15 protein-coding genes are annotated in these 15,522 nt (G+C 73.5%); 6 read left to right on the top strand and 9 right to left on the bottom strand.

The window, feature by feature from the left end:
* Positions 1-3: 3 nt before the first annotated feature.
* Both SVTN_RS21910 and SVTN_RS21905 read right to left on the bottom strand, forming a co-directional pair.
* On the bottom strand, positions 4-1,437 hold the full coding sequence (locus tag SVTN_RS21910; protein WP_041130630.1) for a hypothetical protein: 1,434 nt from the start codon (positions 1,435-1,437) through the stop codon (positions 4-6).
* A 157-nt stretch (positions 1,438-1,594) separates the two neighbouring features.
* Positions 1,595-2,977, bottom strand: a complete 1,383-nt coding sequence (locus SVTN_RS21905) for an NsdA family TPR-like regulatory protein (protein ID WP_041130629.1) — start codon at positions 2,975-2,977, stop codon at positions 1,595-1,597.
* Positions 2,978-3,258: 281 nt separating this feature from the next.
* On the opposite strand from SVTN_RS21905, the gene SVTN_RS21900 reads away from it, so the two are divergent.
* From SVTN_RS21900 to SVTN_RS21890, 3 genes are all read left to right on the top strand, one after another.
* Positions 3,259-3,945 carry a bifunctional DNA primase/polymerase gene (locus SVTN_RS21900; RefSeq protein ID WP_041130628.1) on the top strand — a complete coding sequence of 229 codons (687 nt, stop codon included), beginning with the start codon at positions 3,259-3,261 and terminating at the stop codon, positions 3,943-3,945.
* 76 nt (positions 3,946-4,021) lie between these two features.
* Positions 4,022-4,906 carry an ABC transporter ATP-binding protein gene (locus SVTN_RS21895; RefSeq protein ID WP_041130627.1) on the top strand — a complete coding sequence of 295 codons (885 nt, stop codon included), beginning with the start codon at positions 4,022-4,024 and terminating at the stop codon, positions 4,904-4,906.
* Positions 4,903-6,537 carry a hypothetical protein gene (locus SVTN_RS21890; protein WP_041130626.1) on the top strand — a complete coding sequence of 545 codons (1,635 nt, stop codon included), beginning with the start codon at positions 4,903-4,905 and terminating at the stop codon, positions 6,535-6,537. Before SVTN_RS21895 ends, SVTN_RS21890 begins: the two co-directional genes overlap by 4 nt.
* On the opposite strand, the gene SVTN_RS21885 is transcribed toward SVTN_RS21890, so the two are convergent.
* On the bottom strand, positions 6,524-7,420 hold the full coding sequence (locus SVTN_RS21885; RefSeq protein WP_041130625.1) for an aminoglycoside phosphotransferase family protein: 897 nt from the start codon (positions 7,418-7,420) through the stop codon (positions 6,524-6,526). The two genes, SVTN_RS21890 and SVTN_RS21885, sit on opposite strands and share 14 nt — an antisense overlap.
* 110 nt (positions 7,421-7,530) lie before the next feature.
* On the opposite strand from SVTN_RS21885, the gene SVTN_RS21880 reads away from it, so the two are divergent.
* A complete protein-coding gene (locus SVTN_RS21880) occupies positions 7,531-8,076 on the top strand; it encodes a GNAT family N-acetyltransferase (protein ID WP_041130624.1) in 546 nt (181 codons plus the stop codon).
* 749 nt (positions 8,077-8,825) lie between these two features.
* Here SVTN_RS21880 and SVTN_RS21875 read toward each other — a convergent pair.
* The 3 genes from SVTN_RS21875 to SVTN_RS21865 all read right to left on the bottom strand — a co-directional run bounded on the left by SVTN_RS21875 (position 8,826) and on the right by SVTN_RS21865 (position 12,461).
* The gene (locus SVTN_RS21875) at positions 8,826-10,052 is read right to left on the bottom strand and encodes an FG-GAP-like repeat-containing protein (RefSeq protein ID WP_041130623.1); all 1,227 of its coding nucleotides are present in this window, start codon (positions 10,050-10,052) and stop codon (positions 8,826-8,828) included.
* A gap of 173 nt (positions 10,053-10,225) precedes the next feature.
* Positions 10,226-11,221, bottom strand: coding sequence for an alpha/beta fold hydrolase (locus tag SVTN_RS21870; protein ID WP_078908446.1), 996 nt, complete (start codon positions 11,219-11,221; stop codon positions 10,226-10,228).
* Between the two features lie 550 nt (positions 11,222-11,771).
* The gene (locus SVTN_RS21865) at positions 11,772-12,461 is read right to left on the bottom strand and encodes an iron-dependent transcriptional repressor DtxR (RefSeq protein WP_041130622.1); all 690 of its coding nucleotides are present in this window, start codon (positions 12,459-12,461) and stop codon (positions 11,772-11,774) included.
* A gap of 153 nt (positions 12,462-12,614) precedes the next feature.
* Here SVTN_RS21865 and SVTN_RS21860 point away from each other — a divergent pair, with 153 nt between their 5' ends.
* A complete protein-coding gene (locus tag SVTN_RS21860) occupies positions 12,615-13,370 on the top strand; it encodes an SIS domain-containing protein (RefSeq protein WP_041130621.1) in 756 nt (251 codons plus the stop codon).
* 21 nt (positions 13,371-13,391) lie between these two features.
* On the opposite strand, the gene SVTN_RS21855 is transcribed toward SVTN_RS21860, so the two are convergent.
* The 3 genes from SVTN_RS21855 to SVTN_RS21845 form a co-directional block, all read right to left on the bottom strand.
* Entirely contained in the window at positions 13,392-13,724 is a 333-nt protein-coding gene (locus tag SVTN_RS21855; protein WP_159026492.1) for a hypothetical protein, read from the bottom strand.
* Positions 13,725-13,776: 52 nt separating this feature from the next.
* Positions 13,777-14,094, bottom strand: a complete 318-nt coding sequence (locus tag SVTN_RS21850; protein ID WP_041130619.1) for a hypothetical protein — start codon at positions 14,092-14,094, stop codon at positions 13,777-13,779.
* A gap of 115 nt (positions 14,095-14,209) precedes the next feature.
* Positions 14,210-15,085: an NAD(P)-dependent oxidoreductase gene (locus SVTN_RS21845; RefSeq protein ID WP_041130618.1), complete on the bottom strand. Its 876-nt coding sequence runs from the start codon at positions 15,083-15,085 to the stop codon at positions 14,210-14,212.
* A gap of 63 nt (positions 15,086-15,148) precedes the next feature.
* Here SVTN_RS21845 and SVTN_RS21840 point away from each other — a divergent pair, with 63 nt between their 5' ends.
* Complete coding sequence (locus tag SVTN_RS21840; protein ID WP_041130617.1) at positions 15,149-15,499, top strand: winged helix-turn-helix transcriptional regulator; 351 nt, start codon at positions 15,149-15,151, stop codon at positions 15,497-15,499.
* Positions 15,500-15,522 lie beyond the last annotated feature (23 nt).

The following is a 15,522-nucleotide window of genomic DNA, read 5'->3' as shown; positions in this document are numbered from 1 at the left end:
CGCTCAGAGCTGCGTCGGGCTCCGCTTCTCCAAGCCGTACTTCGAGGCGATCGGGTTCCACAGCCCGGACGCCTCGCGCTTGGCGTTGGTGGCCTCGCCGCTCTTCGCGTCCCCCGCGGCCTTCTGGCTGGTCGACCGGGCGTGACCGCCCTTGCAGGCCTTCTTGCCCTTCATCTGGTCGGCCCAGGCCGCGTAGTGGTCGTCGGCGGCGGCCGAGGCCTGCCAGGCCTTGGTGAGCGCCGCCGTCAGCGCCGCGTTGTCCGGGATCTTGTCGACCGACAGCGCCTGGAGCTTGGTGATCAGCCCGCGGCGCTGCTCGGCGGCGCCCCGCAGATCGCTCGCGGCCTGGTCGAGGTTCTTGCACTGGCCGATGGACCCGACCGAACTGATCACCGTCTCACGGCTGCTGCTGCTGGTCGCGAGGAGCTTGCTGAGCTCCTGCGCCTGCGGCTCCGCCGGGTCGGCCGGCTTCTCCGTGGGCTGCCCCGCCGAGGCGGAGGGCGCGGCGGAGCTCGCCGCGACGTTCTGCCCGCCGGTCTTGGAGGGCTCCTCGTCGCCGCCGCTGAGCAGCATCCCGGCCCCGAGGCCGACGACCGCGCAGCCGACGACGACGGCGGCGATCAGCGCGACCGGCGACTTGCGGCGCGGCTCGGGCTCGTCGTCGTAGTAGGCGTCCTGGAAGCCGTACTGCTGCTGCGGGGGCTGCGGCGGCTGGTGCTGCTGCTGGTACGGGGCCGGGCCCGGCTGCTGGTAGCCCTGCGGCGCGTGCGGCTGCTGAGGCGGCCGCGGGGCCTCCGTACGGAAGAGGCTGTCGAACTCGGCGGGCGGCTGCCGCTCACCGGGCGTCTGCGCCGGTACGGGGGCGATGTACTGGGTCGCGTCCGAGGCGCCGGCCGGGCCGGGCCCCTGCTGGGCGAGCGGGCCCGTGCCGAGGAACTGGGTGTCGGAGCCCCCGCCCTGCTGCGGCGGCACCGGGGCCATGTGCTGCGTGGCCTGCATGTCGGCGGCGGCCGGGCCGCCGGGGCCCGGGTAGCCGTAGCCGGGCTGCGGGGCGGCCGGGGCGCCCGGACCCGGGTAGCCGTACCCCGGCTGCGGGGCGCCCTGGGCAGGCGGCATCCCGGCCTGCGGAGGCATCCCGCCCTGCACCGGGGGCATCCCGCCGGGGACCGGCGCGATGTGCTGGGTCGCCTGCATGTCGGCGGCCGCCGGGCCGCCGGGGCCCGGGTAGCCGTAGCCGGGCTGCGGCGGGGCCTGCTGCGGCGGTATCGGCGGCAGGTACTGGGTGGACTGCATGTCGGCGGCGCCCTGCGGCGCCTCCGGGGGCAGCGGCTGCGCGGGCGGCAGCGGCTGCCCGCCCGGCTGACCCGCGGCGGGACCCCAGGCGCCGCCCCACGGCTGACCGCCGCCATGCTCCGGACCCTGTCCGTTCTGCGTCACCGGGACTCCCACTGATGGACCAACCTACGGAATCGTCGGCTCACGCTACCGGGTGCCGACAGGGCTCCGCACACACGTGTGAGACCGGTTACACAACCTGTTTACGAAACGGACATGGGCGTCCAGGCCTGTCCGGCGGATCAGGGCCGGACAGGCCCTAGGCGGCATAGAGCTCCATCCGCGCCCCGAACTCCCGCACCACCGCCTCCCCCGCGTACGGCTCCAGGCGCTCCCTCAGGTCGTCCAGGTACTCCGCGCCCCGCGACGACCGCAGCGTGCCGAGCAGTTCGAGCGCCCGCGTGCCCGTCCGGCAGGCCTGCTCCACCTCCCGCTGCTGGACCTGCGCCGCGGCGAGCAGCGCGAGGCCGATCGCGCGCCGCCGCGCCCGCGACTCCGGGTGCCCGGCGATCGACTCCTCCGCCGCCCGCGCCGCCGCCTCCGCCTGCCCCAGGTCCCGGTGGCAGTGCGCCAGTTCGTCCGCGAGGTAGGCCGCGTCGAAGTGGGCGATCCACGCCGGGTCGTCGCCCGCCTCCGGATCGGCCCGGTCGAGCGCCCGTACGGCACGGCCCGCCGCCGTCTCGAAGGCGCCCACGTCGCCCATCAGCGCGTGCCCGCGCGCCTCCGCCGCGAGGAACATGGCCTCCGCGCGCGGCGGCACCTTCCCGCGCGCCCCCTCCTGCGCCGCCCGCGCCAACTGGGCGATCTCCCGCGGGTTGCCGAGCTGGGCGGCGAGGTGGCTCATCGAGGCGGCCAGGACATAGCCGCCGTACCCCCGGTCCCCCGCCGCCTGCGCGAGCCGCAGCGCCTGGATGTAGTACCGCTGCGCGAGGCCCGGTTCGCCGGTGTCCACCGCCATGTACCCGGCGAGCTCGGTCAGTCGGGCGACCGCCGCGAACAGCTGCCGGCCGACCGCCTCCCGGTACGAGCCGGACAGCATCCCCGACACCACGCTGTTGAGGTAGTGCACCACCACCGGCCGCACGTGGCCGCTGCCGAAGCGCCGGTCGAGGTCGACGAGCGCCGCCGTCATCTCCCGTACCGCCGCCACGTCCGCGACCCCGACGCGGGCCCCCGCCATCCGCGCCACGTGCGCGTCGGGCCCCGTGATCAGCCAGTCCCTGCTGGGCTCGACGAGCGCGGAGGCCGCGACGGTCGAGCCGTTCAGGAAGTCCCGGCGGCCCACGTCGCTGCGCCACAGCTCGCAGACCTGCTCGATCGCCCCGGGCACGGTCGGCGCGAACTGGAGCCCCACCCCGGCGGCGAGGTTCCGGCCGTTGGCCATGCCGACCTCGTCGATCGTGACCGTGCGCCCCAGCTTGCGGCCGAGGGCCTCCGCGATGATCCCGGGCGCCCGGCCGCGCGGCTGCTGCCCGCGCAGCCAGCGCGCCACCGACGTCTTGTCGTACCGCAGGTCGAGACCGCGCTCCGCGCCGACCATGTTGACCCTGCGGGCGAGGCCGGCGTTGGAGCAGCCTGCCTCCTGGATGAGCGCCTGGAGCCGTTCGTTGAGCTGACGCGGAACGAGTGGCCTGGCTGCCATGAGTACCCCCTGAGGCCGTGCGGTGATCACCGGAGAAGGGATCACTGCCCGGTGGATATCCGGTCAATGCCGATGTGAACACGCGAAACCGGACACGTCGACCACGAGGATGAGCCATCCTGTCGAGCCACCCCCTCGCCGGCGCCCCCACCTGTCCGTACCCACCCCCGCTCCCCGGCCCTCCGCGCGCCCCCGCCAGTGCACCCATGCGCCCCGCGTGCAGGATCGATGCGTCAACACACCCTCCGCCGAGCCCGTAACCCCAGGTGGCGGGGGAAGTTGTGCTCACCGTGGAAGAGACCATGGGAGTCACGGAAGCCGCACAGATCCCCAAGCAGCGGGGCGAGCAGCTGCTCGACAGCGCCGTGCGGTATGCGGAAGAGCGGCACTGGGACGTGTTTCCCGGGACCTGGCTGGAAGCCGTCGAGGGCAGGGAGCGCTGCTCCTGCGGCGCGGACGCGTGCGCCGTGCCCGGCGCCCACGCGGTCAGGCCCGACTGGTCGACCCAGGCGACCGGGAGCGGGGTCGGGGCGCGGCGGATGTGGTCGAAGACGCCGAAGGCGTCGATCCTGCTGCCGACCGGCCGCACCTTCGACGCGATCGAGGTGTCCGAGTCGGCCGGTTTCCTGGCGCTCGCCCGCATGGAGCGCATGGAGCTGACGCTCGGCCCCGTGACCTGCACCCCGGACCGCCGCATGTACTTCTTCGTGCTGCCCGGCGCCGCCACCAAGGTGCCCGACCTCGTCCGCAAGCTCGGCTGGGCCCCGGCCTCCATCGACCTCGTCACGCGCGGCGAGGGCCACTACGTGGCGGCCCCGCCCACCCGGATCGGCGGCTTCGGCGCGGTGCAGTGGGCACGGCGCCCCACCCCGGCGAACCGCTGGCTGCCGGACGCGGAGGAACTGATCAGCGCCCTCGCGTACGCGTGCGGCCGAGAAGCGGCGGAGGCGAGGAGCCGGGCGCAGTGACCCGGAGGTCCGGCAGGGCCCGGTCGTAGGGTGGTCCCCGTAAGTATGACGGGGACCATTGAAGGGTTGACCGACCATGCCTGACCAGGCATTTGACGGAGCGTTCGACAAGGACGGCGCCGCACCGGGGGGCGGTGCGGTGCCCGCCGTGCGCGTCGAGGGGCTGTGGAAGCGTTTCGGCCAGCAGATCGCGGTGAACGGGATCGATCTCGTCCTGCCCGCGGGGAAGTTCATCGGGCTCGTGGGGCCCAACGGGGCCGGCAAGACCACCACCCTCTCCATGATCACCGGCCTGCTGCGGCCCGACCAGGGGCGGATCCTCGTCGCCGGGCACGACGTGTGGGCCGACCCGGAGTCCGTCGCCCAGGTCAAGGCCCGCATCGGCATCCTGCCGGAGGGCCTGCGGCTCTTCGAGCGCCTCTCGGGCCGCGAACTCCTCGCCTACAGCGGCCGGCTCCGCGGACTGCCCGGCGCCGAGGTCGACAAGCGGGCCGCGCAGCTCCTCGACGTGCTCGACCTGACCGGCTCGCAGAACAAGCTGGTCGTCGACTACTCGACCGGCATGCGGAAGAAGATCGGGCTCGCCGCCGCGCTCCTCCACAACCCCGAGGTCCTCTTCCTCGACGAGCCCTTCGAGGGCGTCGACCCGGTCTCCGCGCAGACCATCCGCGGCGTCCTGGAGCGGTACACCTCCTCCGGTGCGACCGTCGTCTTCTCCAGCCACGTCATGGAGCTCGTCGAGTCGCTCTGCGACTGGGTCGCCGTCATGGCGGCCGGCCGGATCCGGGCGCAGGGCCCGCTGGCCGAGGTGCGGGGCTCGGCTCCCTCGCTCCAGGAGGCGTTCCTGGAGCTCGTCGGCGCGAACGGCCGCGCGGCGGCCGGGGACTCGCTGGACTGGCTGGGCGGCGGCGCGGGCGGTACGGGTGCGGGCGGCTCCGGTACGAACGGGGCTCAGCGATGAGCGCCGTCACCACTCCCGTACAGGCTTCCGCTCCCGGACCGTCCCTCACGTCCGTCTTCGTACGGCTCAAGCTGTCGCTGCTGCGGAACGGGCTGCGGCAGTCCGGCGGGCGGACCGTCGCGTACGTCCTGTCGGCCGTCACCGGCGCCGTCGTCGTCGCCGGCATAGTGCTGGCCTTCGCCCTCCTGCGCGGCCACGCCGACGCCGGCACGGTCGCGGTCCTCCTCACGGGGGCGCTCTCGCTGGGCTGGGCGGTGATGCCGCTGTTCCTCCCGAGCGGCGACGAGACCCTCGACCCCTCGCGGCTCGTGATGCTGCCGCTGCGGCCCCGGCCACTGGTCCGGGCACTGCTCGTGGCCTCCCTCGTGGGCATCGGCCCCGTCCTCACCCTCGTCCTGACCTCGGGCGCGTCCGTGGCCGTCGCGCACGGCGCGGCCGGCACCGTCGCCGCCGTCCTCGCCGTCCCGCTCACCACCGTGACCTGCGTGGCGCTGTCCCGGGCCGTGGCCGCCGCCAACGTCCGGCTCCTCACCTCCCGCAAGGGCCGGGACCTGGCACTGCTGAGCGGCCTGGTCATCGCGGTCGGCATGCAGTTCGTGAACTTCGCCGCCCAGCGCCTCGGCCGGGCCGGCGGCCTGGAGTCCCTCGAACCGGCCTCGACCGTCGTCGGCTGGCTGCCGCCGGCCGCCGCGATCGGCGCGGTCGACTCCGCGAGCCGGGGCGACCACGCGGTGGCGGCGGCCCGGCTGCTGCTCACGGCGGCCGCCCTCGCGGCGCTCGTGTACTGGTGGCAGCGGAGCCTGGTGCGGCTGATGGTCGAGCCGGACGGCTCCACGATCGGCGCGGCCTCGGACGCGGGCGCCCGCGACAAGGCCGACTCGGGGCTGCTCGCCCGGTTCCTGCCGGGCGGACGCACGGGCACGGTGATGGAACGCAGCCTGCGGTACATCTGGCGCGACCCGAAGACGAAGGCCGCGTGGGTGACCTCGCTGGCCATCGGCCTGATCGTCCCCCTGTTCAACGCCTTCCAGGGCGCGGGCTCGGTCTACTTCGCGTGCTTCTCCTCCGGCATGCTCGGCATGCTGATGTACAACCAGTTCGGGCAGGACACCTCGGCGTTCTGGATGGTCGCGCAGACCATCTCGACGGCGGCCGACGCGTACGCCGAACTCCGGTCGCGGGCCCTGGCGCTGCTGACGATCACGCTGCCGTTCACGGTGCTCGTGACGGGCGTGACGGCCGGTGTCCTCGGCGACTGGGCGAAGTTCCCCGAGGCCCTCGGCCTGGCGCTCGGCCTGCTCGGCGCGATGGTCGGCACGGGCGCCGTGACCTCGGCGAACTTCCCGTACTCGATCCCCCAGGACAGCGGCTACAAGAACGTCGCGCCGGGGCAGGCCGGCCTGGCCTGGATCTCGATCTTCGGCGGCATGGTCACGTCCGGCGTCCTGTGCTCCCCGCTGATCGCCGCGACGGTCTACCTGCACGTATCCGACCAGCAGTCGCTGCTGTGGCTCCTGCTCCCGGCCGGTCTGCTCTACGGCGCGCTGCTGATCCTCGCGGGCCTCAAGCTGGCGGCGCCGCGCGCGGCGAAGCGCCTGCCGGAGATCCTGGCGGCGGTCAGCAAGGGGTGACCCTCTGGTTCGCCAGCACGCGCGCGAGGGCGGCGCGGCCGGCCGGGCCCCAGGTCGGCTTGCCGCCCGGGAGGCCGCGATCGCCCGCGCGGCCGATGCCGATGAGACCGGCCGCGCGGAGCAGGGCCCAGCCCCGGGCGCGGCGGACGGTGGCGTCGTCCACGCGCGCGTACGTCCGGAAGAACCGGTCGGCCGCACCCTCCGGCAGCAGCAGCCACGCGGCCGAGAGGTCGGTGGCCGGGTCGCCCGCGCAGACCTCGCCGAAGTCCACCACTCCGGCGAGGGTGCCGTCCGCGACGACGACGTTCGCCGGGTGCAGGTCCCCGTGCAGCCACAGCGGCGGGCCCTGCCGGACGGGGGCCGCGAGGGCGTCCTCCCACATGCTTCGTACGGCCCCGGGGTCGGCGTGTTCGGCGAGCAGTGGGAACCCCGCCTCGAACCCGGCCGCGAAGTCCGCGAGGGGCACGCCCCGGTCGGGGTTGGTAGGGGCGTCCCCGGGCGCCTCGCGGTGGAGGGCCCGCAGGAAGCCGGCCAGGGCCTCGGCCGCGTGGTCGCCGCGCGTGACGGGGACGGCGTCGCTCGGCTCGCCCGGGACCCAGCGGGCGACCGTCCAGGTCCGGGGGAAGCGGTCGGACGGCTCCCCGGTGCGTACGGGAACGGGCACGGGCAGCGGGAGCAGCGGCGCCAGGGCGGGCAGCCAGCGGTACTCCTTGCGGAGCAGGTCCGGGGCCCGCTCGGTACGGGGCATCCGTACGGCCAACTCGTCGCCGAGCCGCCACAGTTGGTTGTCCCAGCCGCCCGGGACCGGCCGGATCGGCAGCTCGGCCAGGTCCGGGTGCTGGTCGCGGAGCAGCGCGCGTACGAGGTCCTCGTCGATTCCCATGGCGTCCCCCGTTGATGACTGCCCGTCCGGTCACCGACCGGCTTCGAGCCTACGTCCGCGCCCGCCGAAATCCCTTGCCCGCGGCGACCGGTGCGGAAGATCCTCCCTCCATGGACCTTTCACCTGAGACCCGCATCGAGCTCGACGGCGGACTGACGCTGCGCGCCTTCGAGGGCGAGGCGGACCTTCCCGAGTTCTTCCGGGTCGTCGACGAGTCGGTGGAACACCTCCGCCCGTGGATGCCGTGGGTCGCCGAGCACAGCCGCGAGAGCACCGCCCAGTTCCTGGCCGGCCGGGCGGAACTGTGGGCGAGCGGCGAGGCGTACTCGTACGCGATCGTCCTCGACGGGGCCGTCGTCGGTTCCTGCGGGCTGCACCGGCACGGCGACACCCCGGCCGACGCGCTCGAGCTCGGCTACTGGCTGCACCCGGCCACCACCGGCCGGGGCCTCGCGACGCGCGCGGCCCGTGCCCTGGTCGAGCAGGCGTTCCGCCTCCCCGGGGTCACGGCCGTCGAGGTCGTCCACGACGTCGCCAACCACGCCAGCGGCGCCGTCCCCGCCCGCCTCGGCTTCACCGCCCACCTCCGCCGCCCCCACGAGCCCACCGCCCCGGCGGAGACGGGCGAGGACCAGGTCTGGCGCCTGAGCCGCTGATCGCCGTTCCCTTCTGCCCGCACTGCGCGACGGTCGCCCCCGACGCGAACTCCGTCTTCTCCCCGCCACGGACGCCTGGTGGGAGACGGGCATCGCCGACGTCCGCGAGTTCCTCGACGAGGCGTTGCCCGGCCTCCTCGCCCAGGACTGGAAGCCGGGCGCCCCGTCGAGCTGACGCCTCACATCCCGAAGAGCCGGATCACCCGCGTCACGGCCTGTGCGACCGGCGCGCCGACCTCGCCGACCAGTGCGGTCGCCCTCCGGGACCCGCTCGCGCAGTGCGAGGACCAGGTCGACCAGCTCCTGGAGTGCGGCCTGCGGGGCCTGCGGGGCGTTGTACTGCTTGCTGAGCTCGACGACGGTGACCTTGCGTCTGGCCATACGGATCCCCCCTGCACCAGACCCACCTCGACCCAGCACGGAGGATCCTCACGAGCGCCCTGGTCGGCAACCCAAATCGGCCATCAGGTAGGAGAGTTCATACGGGGGGATGTCCACGGGGGCCGACCGGGTCGGCGGGTCGGCGGCTCGGCGGCTCGGCGGCTCGGCGGCTCGGCGGCATCGAAGCCGACAGGCCCCGGGCATGAAGTCCGTTACTCATGCTTGCCCGTGTGGTTCCTGACGCCCTGCCGGATCGGCCTTGAGCCCTTCCATCGTCTCGCTGCTCACCACCCCTGTCGATTCGGGAGCGGACGACGCGAGGGCCCCCACCCGTCGGGGTGGAGGCCCTCGTTTCACTGCTCGGTGGATCAGAACGCGCCGTTCAGGCCCCACCAGTTGGCGTCCTCCGGGGAGCCCGCGTTGAACGCGCCCGTACCCTTGCCCGAGTACAGGACCAGGCAGCCCACGCCGCTGCAACCCTCGCCGGAGTAGCTGCTGTTGGTGATGGTGGCCAGGTCGTTGCGGCCGTCGGCGTTGAAGTCGCCGACCGCGAGGAACTGCGCCATGACGTTCCAGCCGCCCGAGCCGATCAGGACGCGCGAGCCGAGGGTGCCCGTGGCGGTGCCCGGGTAGAACCAGAGCTTGCCCGTGGAGCCCTCGCGGGCGACCAGGTCGGCCCGGTTGTCGCCGTTCAGGTCGCCCGTGCCGACCAGCTTGTTCATGGCGTTCCAGCCGCCCGCACCGAGCAGCTTGCGGGCGCCGAGGGTGCCCGTCGAGGTGCCCGGGTACAGCCACAGCTTGCCGGTGGACTTCTCGATGGCGAGGAGGTCCGAGCGGCCGTCGGCGGACAGGTCGCCGAAGGCGGTGAGCTTGTCCATGGCGTTCCAGCCGCCCGAGCCGATGAGCTTGCGGGCGCCGACCGCGCCCGTGCCCGTGCCCGGGTAGAGCCACAGCTTGCCGGTGGAGCCCTCGCGGGCGATGACGTCCTCGCGGCCGTCGGCGGTGAAGTCGCCGTGGCGGGTGAGGGCGTTCATGACGTTCCAGCCGCCGGCGCCGACGAGCTTGCCGGAGCCGTCGCCGGGCAGGAACCACAGGCGCCCGGCCTGGTCGCGGACGAGGACGTCCGACTTCTTGTCGGCGTTCAGGTCACCGAAGCCCGCCGCCTTGGGGGCGGTGGACGCGTTCCACTCCGGGTACGCGGGCAGGACGCACTCGCGCTCGGTCGGAACGAACTTCAGCGAGCTGACCGAGTTGCTGCCGGGACCGCCCCACTCGCTGCCCGAGGGGCTGGGGTCGATCACGCCCGCGCCGTTGGTGTCGTCGTAGTTGGCGCCGTCGTACAGGCAGGCGATCTTGCTGGTGCGGTTCATGACCGAGCGGAACGTGTTGTCCCACGTCCCGAGCGTCGCCGTGTTCACGTTCGTCTTGTACATGGAGCCGGTGCCGTTGTCCGTCTTCCAGGCACAGAAGTAGCCGGACGGGCAGTCGCTGAGAGCGGCCTGCGCCGGCGTCACGCCCGCGCCCAGGAGGCCGAGCGAGGTGAGCCCCAGCGTCGTGGCCACCGTGGCCACGCGCCGCAGCATGGAAATGCGCATCGAGTTCCCTCCAACCGGCGCGGAGACGTGCTGCTCGACGCGCCGTGAGAGGGACCGTACCGCGCCGGGTCCCCCGCCTCGCCGGAGGGGCCCCGTTTCCGGAAGGCCCCTCTCCGCGGGGTGTTCGAGGGGTGCCGTCAGGAGTGCCGTCAGGAGTGCCGTCAGGAGTGCCCTCAGGGGGTGAGCACGCCGTTCAGGAAGGGCTCGACCGCCTCGCTCCAGGCCTCCGGGTGGGTGTAGTGGAGGAGGTGGCCCGCGTCCGGGATCTCCGCGTACGCCCCGTGGGGCAGTACCCGGACCATCTCCTGGGCCTCCGCGCGGCCCAGCTCGCCGTCGAGGCCGCGGACGACGAGGGTGGGGCAGCGGACCTGGGCGAGGGAGTCCCAGTGGGCGTCGTGCACCCAGGTCTCGCGGGAGGTCAGCATCTGCTCCGGGTCGAAGACCGGACGCCAGCCGTCGGGGTGCTCGGCCATCACCTCGGCCATGAAGGCGCCCCGCGCCGGGTTCGGGGTCTCCACCCAGGGGTCCTCGTCGCCGAACCAGCGGTGGACGGCCTCCAGGGACGGGAAGGGCGCCGGCCAGCCGCGGAACCAGTCCTGCCAGGCGCGCTGCGAGGCCGCGCCGAGGGCCGAGGCGCGCATGTCGCAGATGACGAGGGCGCGGACGAGGTCGGGGCGCTCGGCGGCCAGCTGCCAGGCGGTCAGGGCTCCCATGGAGTGGCCGACGAGGGTGACGGGGCCGAGGCCGAGCTGCTCGACGACGGCGGCGGCGTCCGCCACGTACGCCTCGCGCGTGAAGGGGCCGGCGGCGGGCTTCTCGCTCGCGCCGTGGCCGCGCTGGTCGAGGGCGACGATCCGGTGGCCGCCGGTGAGGTGGCGCACGGCGGGGGCCCAGTGGCCCGCGTGCCCCATCAGGCCGTGGAGGAGTAACACGCCGGGGGCGGGGGCCTGTGTCCCCGGCACGCCCGATGTCCCAGACGTGCCGGACGGCACCGGGGGTCGTGGGGACTGTGGGGCCCGTGCGGGGCGGGGGACGGACCGGTCGCCGTGGTGCGCGGCGGTGTCCGGACCGGGCTGCGGGATGATCCCGGGCCCTCCGGGCCCGGCCGTGTACTCCCAGGCCGCCAGCCGGACGCCATCGGCCCCGGTGACGTCGAGTCGTCGCGCCATGGATCCGGCACCCCCTCTTTTCCGTCGAACCTCGCCAGACTATCGAACTCGCATTCGAAAATGCGCTCCTGCCACATAACACCCCTCGTTCGAGTGACAGGGCTCAAGGATTGACGCGCGCTGCCGAGGGGAGATCTTGAGCGGGAGGCGGACCGCTCGGGGAAAAACGGTCCGAAGGGAATGACCTTGAGAGCTCGGGGCTCCAGGTCAGCACAGGGGAGGACAGGCCCCGGCGCCGGAAGGCGCCGGGGCCCTCTGTCGTCCGCGGTCCGCGACCTTCTGTCGTCCGTAGCCCCCATGGCCCACCCCCTCCACGCCCGGCTCCCACCAGCGTGGCACGGCAAGGGCGCGGGCGTGGCGATTCCGGCGTAAAACGGGGCGCACGACGGTTCGCCGGTCCGCCGGGGCCGAACCGACACGGGTTCGTGGCCCCGTTCCGTACGGCCGACACGACCGACGCCGGTCGGCGCCGACCGGACACGGAACGAGGGGCGCCCCGCCGGGCTTCTCAGCCGTCGGCGGGGCGCCCCTCGTCACGTACGGGAAGAGGTCAGCGCTTCGCCACGAACACGTGCGCCGCGATCTCCGCGTCCAGCTCCGCGGCCTCGCCGCTGCTGCCCACCAGGACACCGCCCGGCGACTCCGACACCGACACCACCGAGCCGGGCTGCACGCCCGCCCTCCGCAGCGTGTACATCAGCTGGGCGTCCGTCTGGATCGGCTCGCCGATCCGGCGCACGATCACCGTCTTGCCGCCGCTCGCGTCCAGGTCGGCGAGCGACACCATCGAGTCGTCGAGGAAGGCCTCGGTCTCCGCCTTCTCGCCCAGCTCCTCCAGGCCCGGGATCGGGTTCCCGTACGGAGACTCCGTCGGGTGACGCAGCAGCTCCAGGACCCGCCGTTCCACGGCCTCGCTCATCACGTGCTCCCAGCGGCACGCCTCGGCGTGGACCTGCTCCCACTCCAGGCCGATCACGTCGACGAGCAGGCACTCGGCGAGGCGGTGCTTGCGCATCACCCGGGTGGCGAGGCGGCGGCCCTCGTCCGTCAGCTCCAGGTGGCGGTCGCTCGCCACGGCCACCAGGCCGTCGCGCTCCATCCGGGCCACCGTCTGGCTCACCGTCGGACCGCTCTGGTCGAGCCGCTCGGCGATACGGGCGCGCATGGGGACCACACCCTCTTCCTCGAGCTCGAGGATGGTGCGGAGATACATCTCCGTTGTGTCGATCAGTCCGGACATACGTGCCCCTCGATGAGTCGTGCGCTGGCCCTGCCCCAATTCTGACGCATCGGACCGACAACCGGGCCGCGCCGGGGTACGGCGGTATTGACAGAGCAATGGTCCAGACCGCACCGTGATCGGCGACCACGAGGACGAGAAGGAGCCGCCGTCATGGGCGAGAGCAAGCTGGCCGGACAGTTCTTCGACGCCGCGATCGGGCTCCTCAAGGAGGTCCGCGACGGGGACTCCGCCGAGATCGCCGCCGCCGGGAAGGCCATCGCCGAGGCCGTCGCGAACGGCAACCGGCTCTTCGCCTTCGGCGCCGGACACTCCTCCCTCGCCGCGCAGGACGTCGTCTACCGGGCCGGCGGCCTCGCCCTGATGAACCTGCTCGCCGTCCCCGGCGTCGTCGGCGTCGACGTCATGCCGGCCACCCTCGGCTCCGCCCTGGAACGCGTCGACGGCCTCGCCGGAGCGGTCCTCGACTCGTCCCCCGCCAAGGCCGGCGACGTCCTGATCATCATCTCCCTCTCCGGGCGCAACGCCCTGCCCGTCGAGATGGCCATGAACGCCCGCGCGCTCGGCCTCACCGTCATCGGCGTCACCTCCGTGGCGTACGCCACGGAGACGAAGTCACGGCACGTCTCGGGCACGTACCTCAAGGACCACTGCGACATCGTCCTCGACTCGAAGATCGCCATCGGGGACGCCGAGCTCACCCACGAGGGCATCGAGGCGCCCTTCGCCCCCGCCTCCACCGTCGTCACCAGCGCCCTCATGCAGGCCACGATGGCCGCCGCCGCCGAGGAGCTCGTACGCCTCGGCATCGAGCCGCCGCTGCTGCGCTCCGGCAACGTCGACGGCGGGCACGAGTGGAACGGGCGCGTGATGACCGAGTACGGCGACCGGATCTTCTTCCGGCACTAGAGGTACTGGGGCCTCGGGTCCTCAGCCGGCGAACGGATTGCCGTGCCCCGGAAGCCGCCCGCCCGGCGGCAGATACCGCGGCCGGCCGTTCCGGTCGGGCACCGGTGTGTACCCGGCGGCCTCGAGGCGGGCGGTGTACTTGGCGGCGAGGCGCCGGCTGACGGCGAACAGGACGGGCACGAGGGCCGTGCCCGAAGCCCAGGAGACGCCGGCGACGGTGAGGGCGGCGGCCGCGTCGTCGCCGAGCTCGAAGCCGAACCCCAGGGAGGCGGTGGCCCAGCCGACGACGCCGAGCACCGCTCTCTGACACGACCCCGTTGAGGAGGTGAGCTCCAGCGGCTCCCCGCTCTCCATCCGCCGCATCATCTTCCGCACACGCCTTTTGCCCACGGGTGCTCCGGCCTTCCTAGGCCGCGGGGTGCGGGGCCCGCCCGTGCCGCGGGTGCAGGCGGCTCGCCAGGACGAAGGCGATGCCGACGAGCTCCACGGCGTTGCCGGTGAAGGCGAGCCAGGGGTGGCTCACCACGTCATCGGACCGGTCCCGGGACAGGAGGAAATAGGTGGCCACCGAGACGAGGAGGCCCGTGCCCACCAGCGTGGCGCCGACCCCGTAGACCCGGGGCCGCCGGACGCTCCGGCGCGCCGGAGGGATCATCCAGCCCGTACGGAACGCGGCCACGCCCATCGCGATCGCCGCCACGCCGAACGGCACGGTCGCTCCCATGAACCAAGCCATCATGACGGCCCCCACATCTCCTGAACGTGGGCCCATCGTCGTCCCGCCGCACCGGGTCCTGCCATGCCGGAACCCGGCAGCAACCGGACCTCTTCCTTGCCGGTCAGCCGCGCTCCATCACCTGCGTCACCCGCGTGAAGCCGTCCGCGCCGTGCCCCCGGTCCACCGCCCGCCGCGCCAGCGCCTCCGCCGCGCGCATGACGCTCGCGTCGATGCCGTGCGCCTCGGCGGCGTGCACCACGTGGGTCATCGTCGACACGGCCGAGGTGAGCGGATTGCCCTCGCCCGAGTACGAGCCGCCGTCCACGTCCTCCGCCCACTCCTGGAACAGCGGCGGCAGGATCGCCCCGATGCCCTGGGCGAACGGCGCGAGCTCCCGCGCCGAGATCCCCTCCGCGCGCGCCACCGCGAGGGCGTGCACGTACCCCGTCATCGACGTCCAGAAGACGTCGAGCAGCGCGATGTCGTACGCGGCGGCCCGGCCGATGTCCTCGCCGAGGTGGCTGTGCGTGCCGCCCAGGGCGTCGAGGACCCGCCGGTGCTCGCGGTACAGCGGCTCCGGGCCGCTGTGCAGGAACACCCCGGCGGGCGTCCCGATCGTCGGCGTCGGGGTCATGATGGCGCCGTCCAGGTAGCCGACGCCGTGCTCCGCCGCCCAGCGGCCGGTGTCCCGGGACCGCTCCGGGACGTCGGCGCTCAGATTGACCAGGGTCCGGCCCTTGAGCGCGTCCGTGACGGCCGGCTGCCGCAGGACGGAGTCCGTGGCGTCGTAGTTGACCAGGCAGATCACCGTGAGCGGGCTCGCGGCGACCGCCTCCTCGGCGCTCGCGGCCAGGACCGCGCCCCGCGCGGCGAGGTCGCCCTCCCGGCCCGGGGTGCGGTTCCACACGGTGGTCCGCACTCCGGCGTCCAGGAACGCGCCGGCCAGCGCACGCCCCATGGGCCCGAGACCGAGAACGGTGACGCGGGAAGAAGACATGACGGAACTCCCTTGCACATACGGGGGTTGAAAAGAGATGAGTGACGACGGAGAGGGACGCGCATGACACGCCTCCGGGCCCAGGACACGAACCTCTGCGGTGTGTCCGCCGCGATCGCCGTCATCGACGGCAAATGGAAGACGTGGCTGCTGTGGCTGCTGGAATCAGGACCGCACCGGCCCGGCGAACTGCGCCGCAAGATCCCCCGGATCAGCGAGAAGATGCTGACGCAGGCGCTGCGGGAGATGGAGACGGACGGTCTCGTGCACCGCGAGGTGCACGACGTGGTGCCGCCGAAGACCGTCTACTCGCTGACGGAGTTCGGGCGCGAACTCTCCGAACTGCTCGGCCCGTTGTCGGACTGGGGCCATCGCCGGCTCGACCGGCTGACGGAGGCGCGGACCGTCTCCTGAGGCCCTGTCGATCCCCTCTCCGC

The sequence above is a fragment of the Streptomyces vietnamensis genome (genome assembly GCF_000830005.1).
Taxonomy (GTDB): domain Bacteria; phylum Actinomycetota; class Actinomycetes; order Streptomycetales; family Streptomycetaceae; genus Streptomyces; species Streptomyces vietnamensis.
Note: the sequence above shows the minus strand (reverse complement) of the source record. Positions and strands in the feature narration are given on the sequence as shown.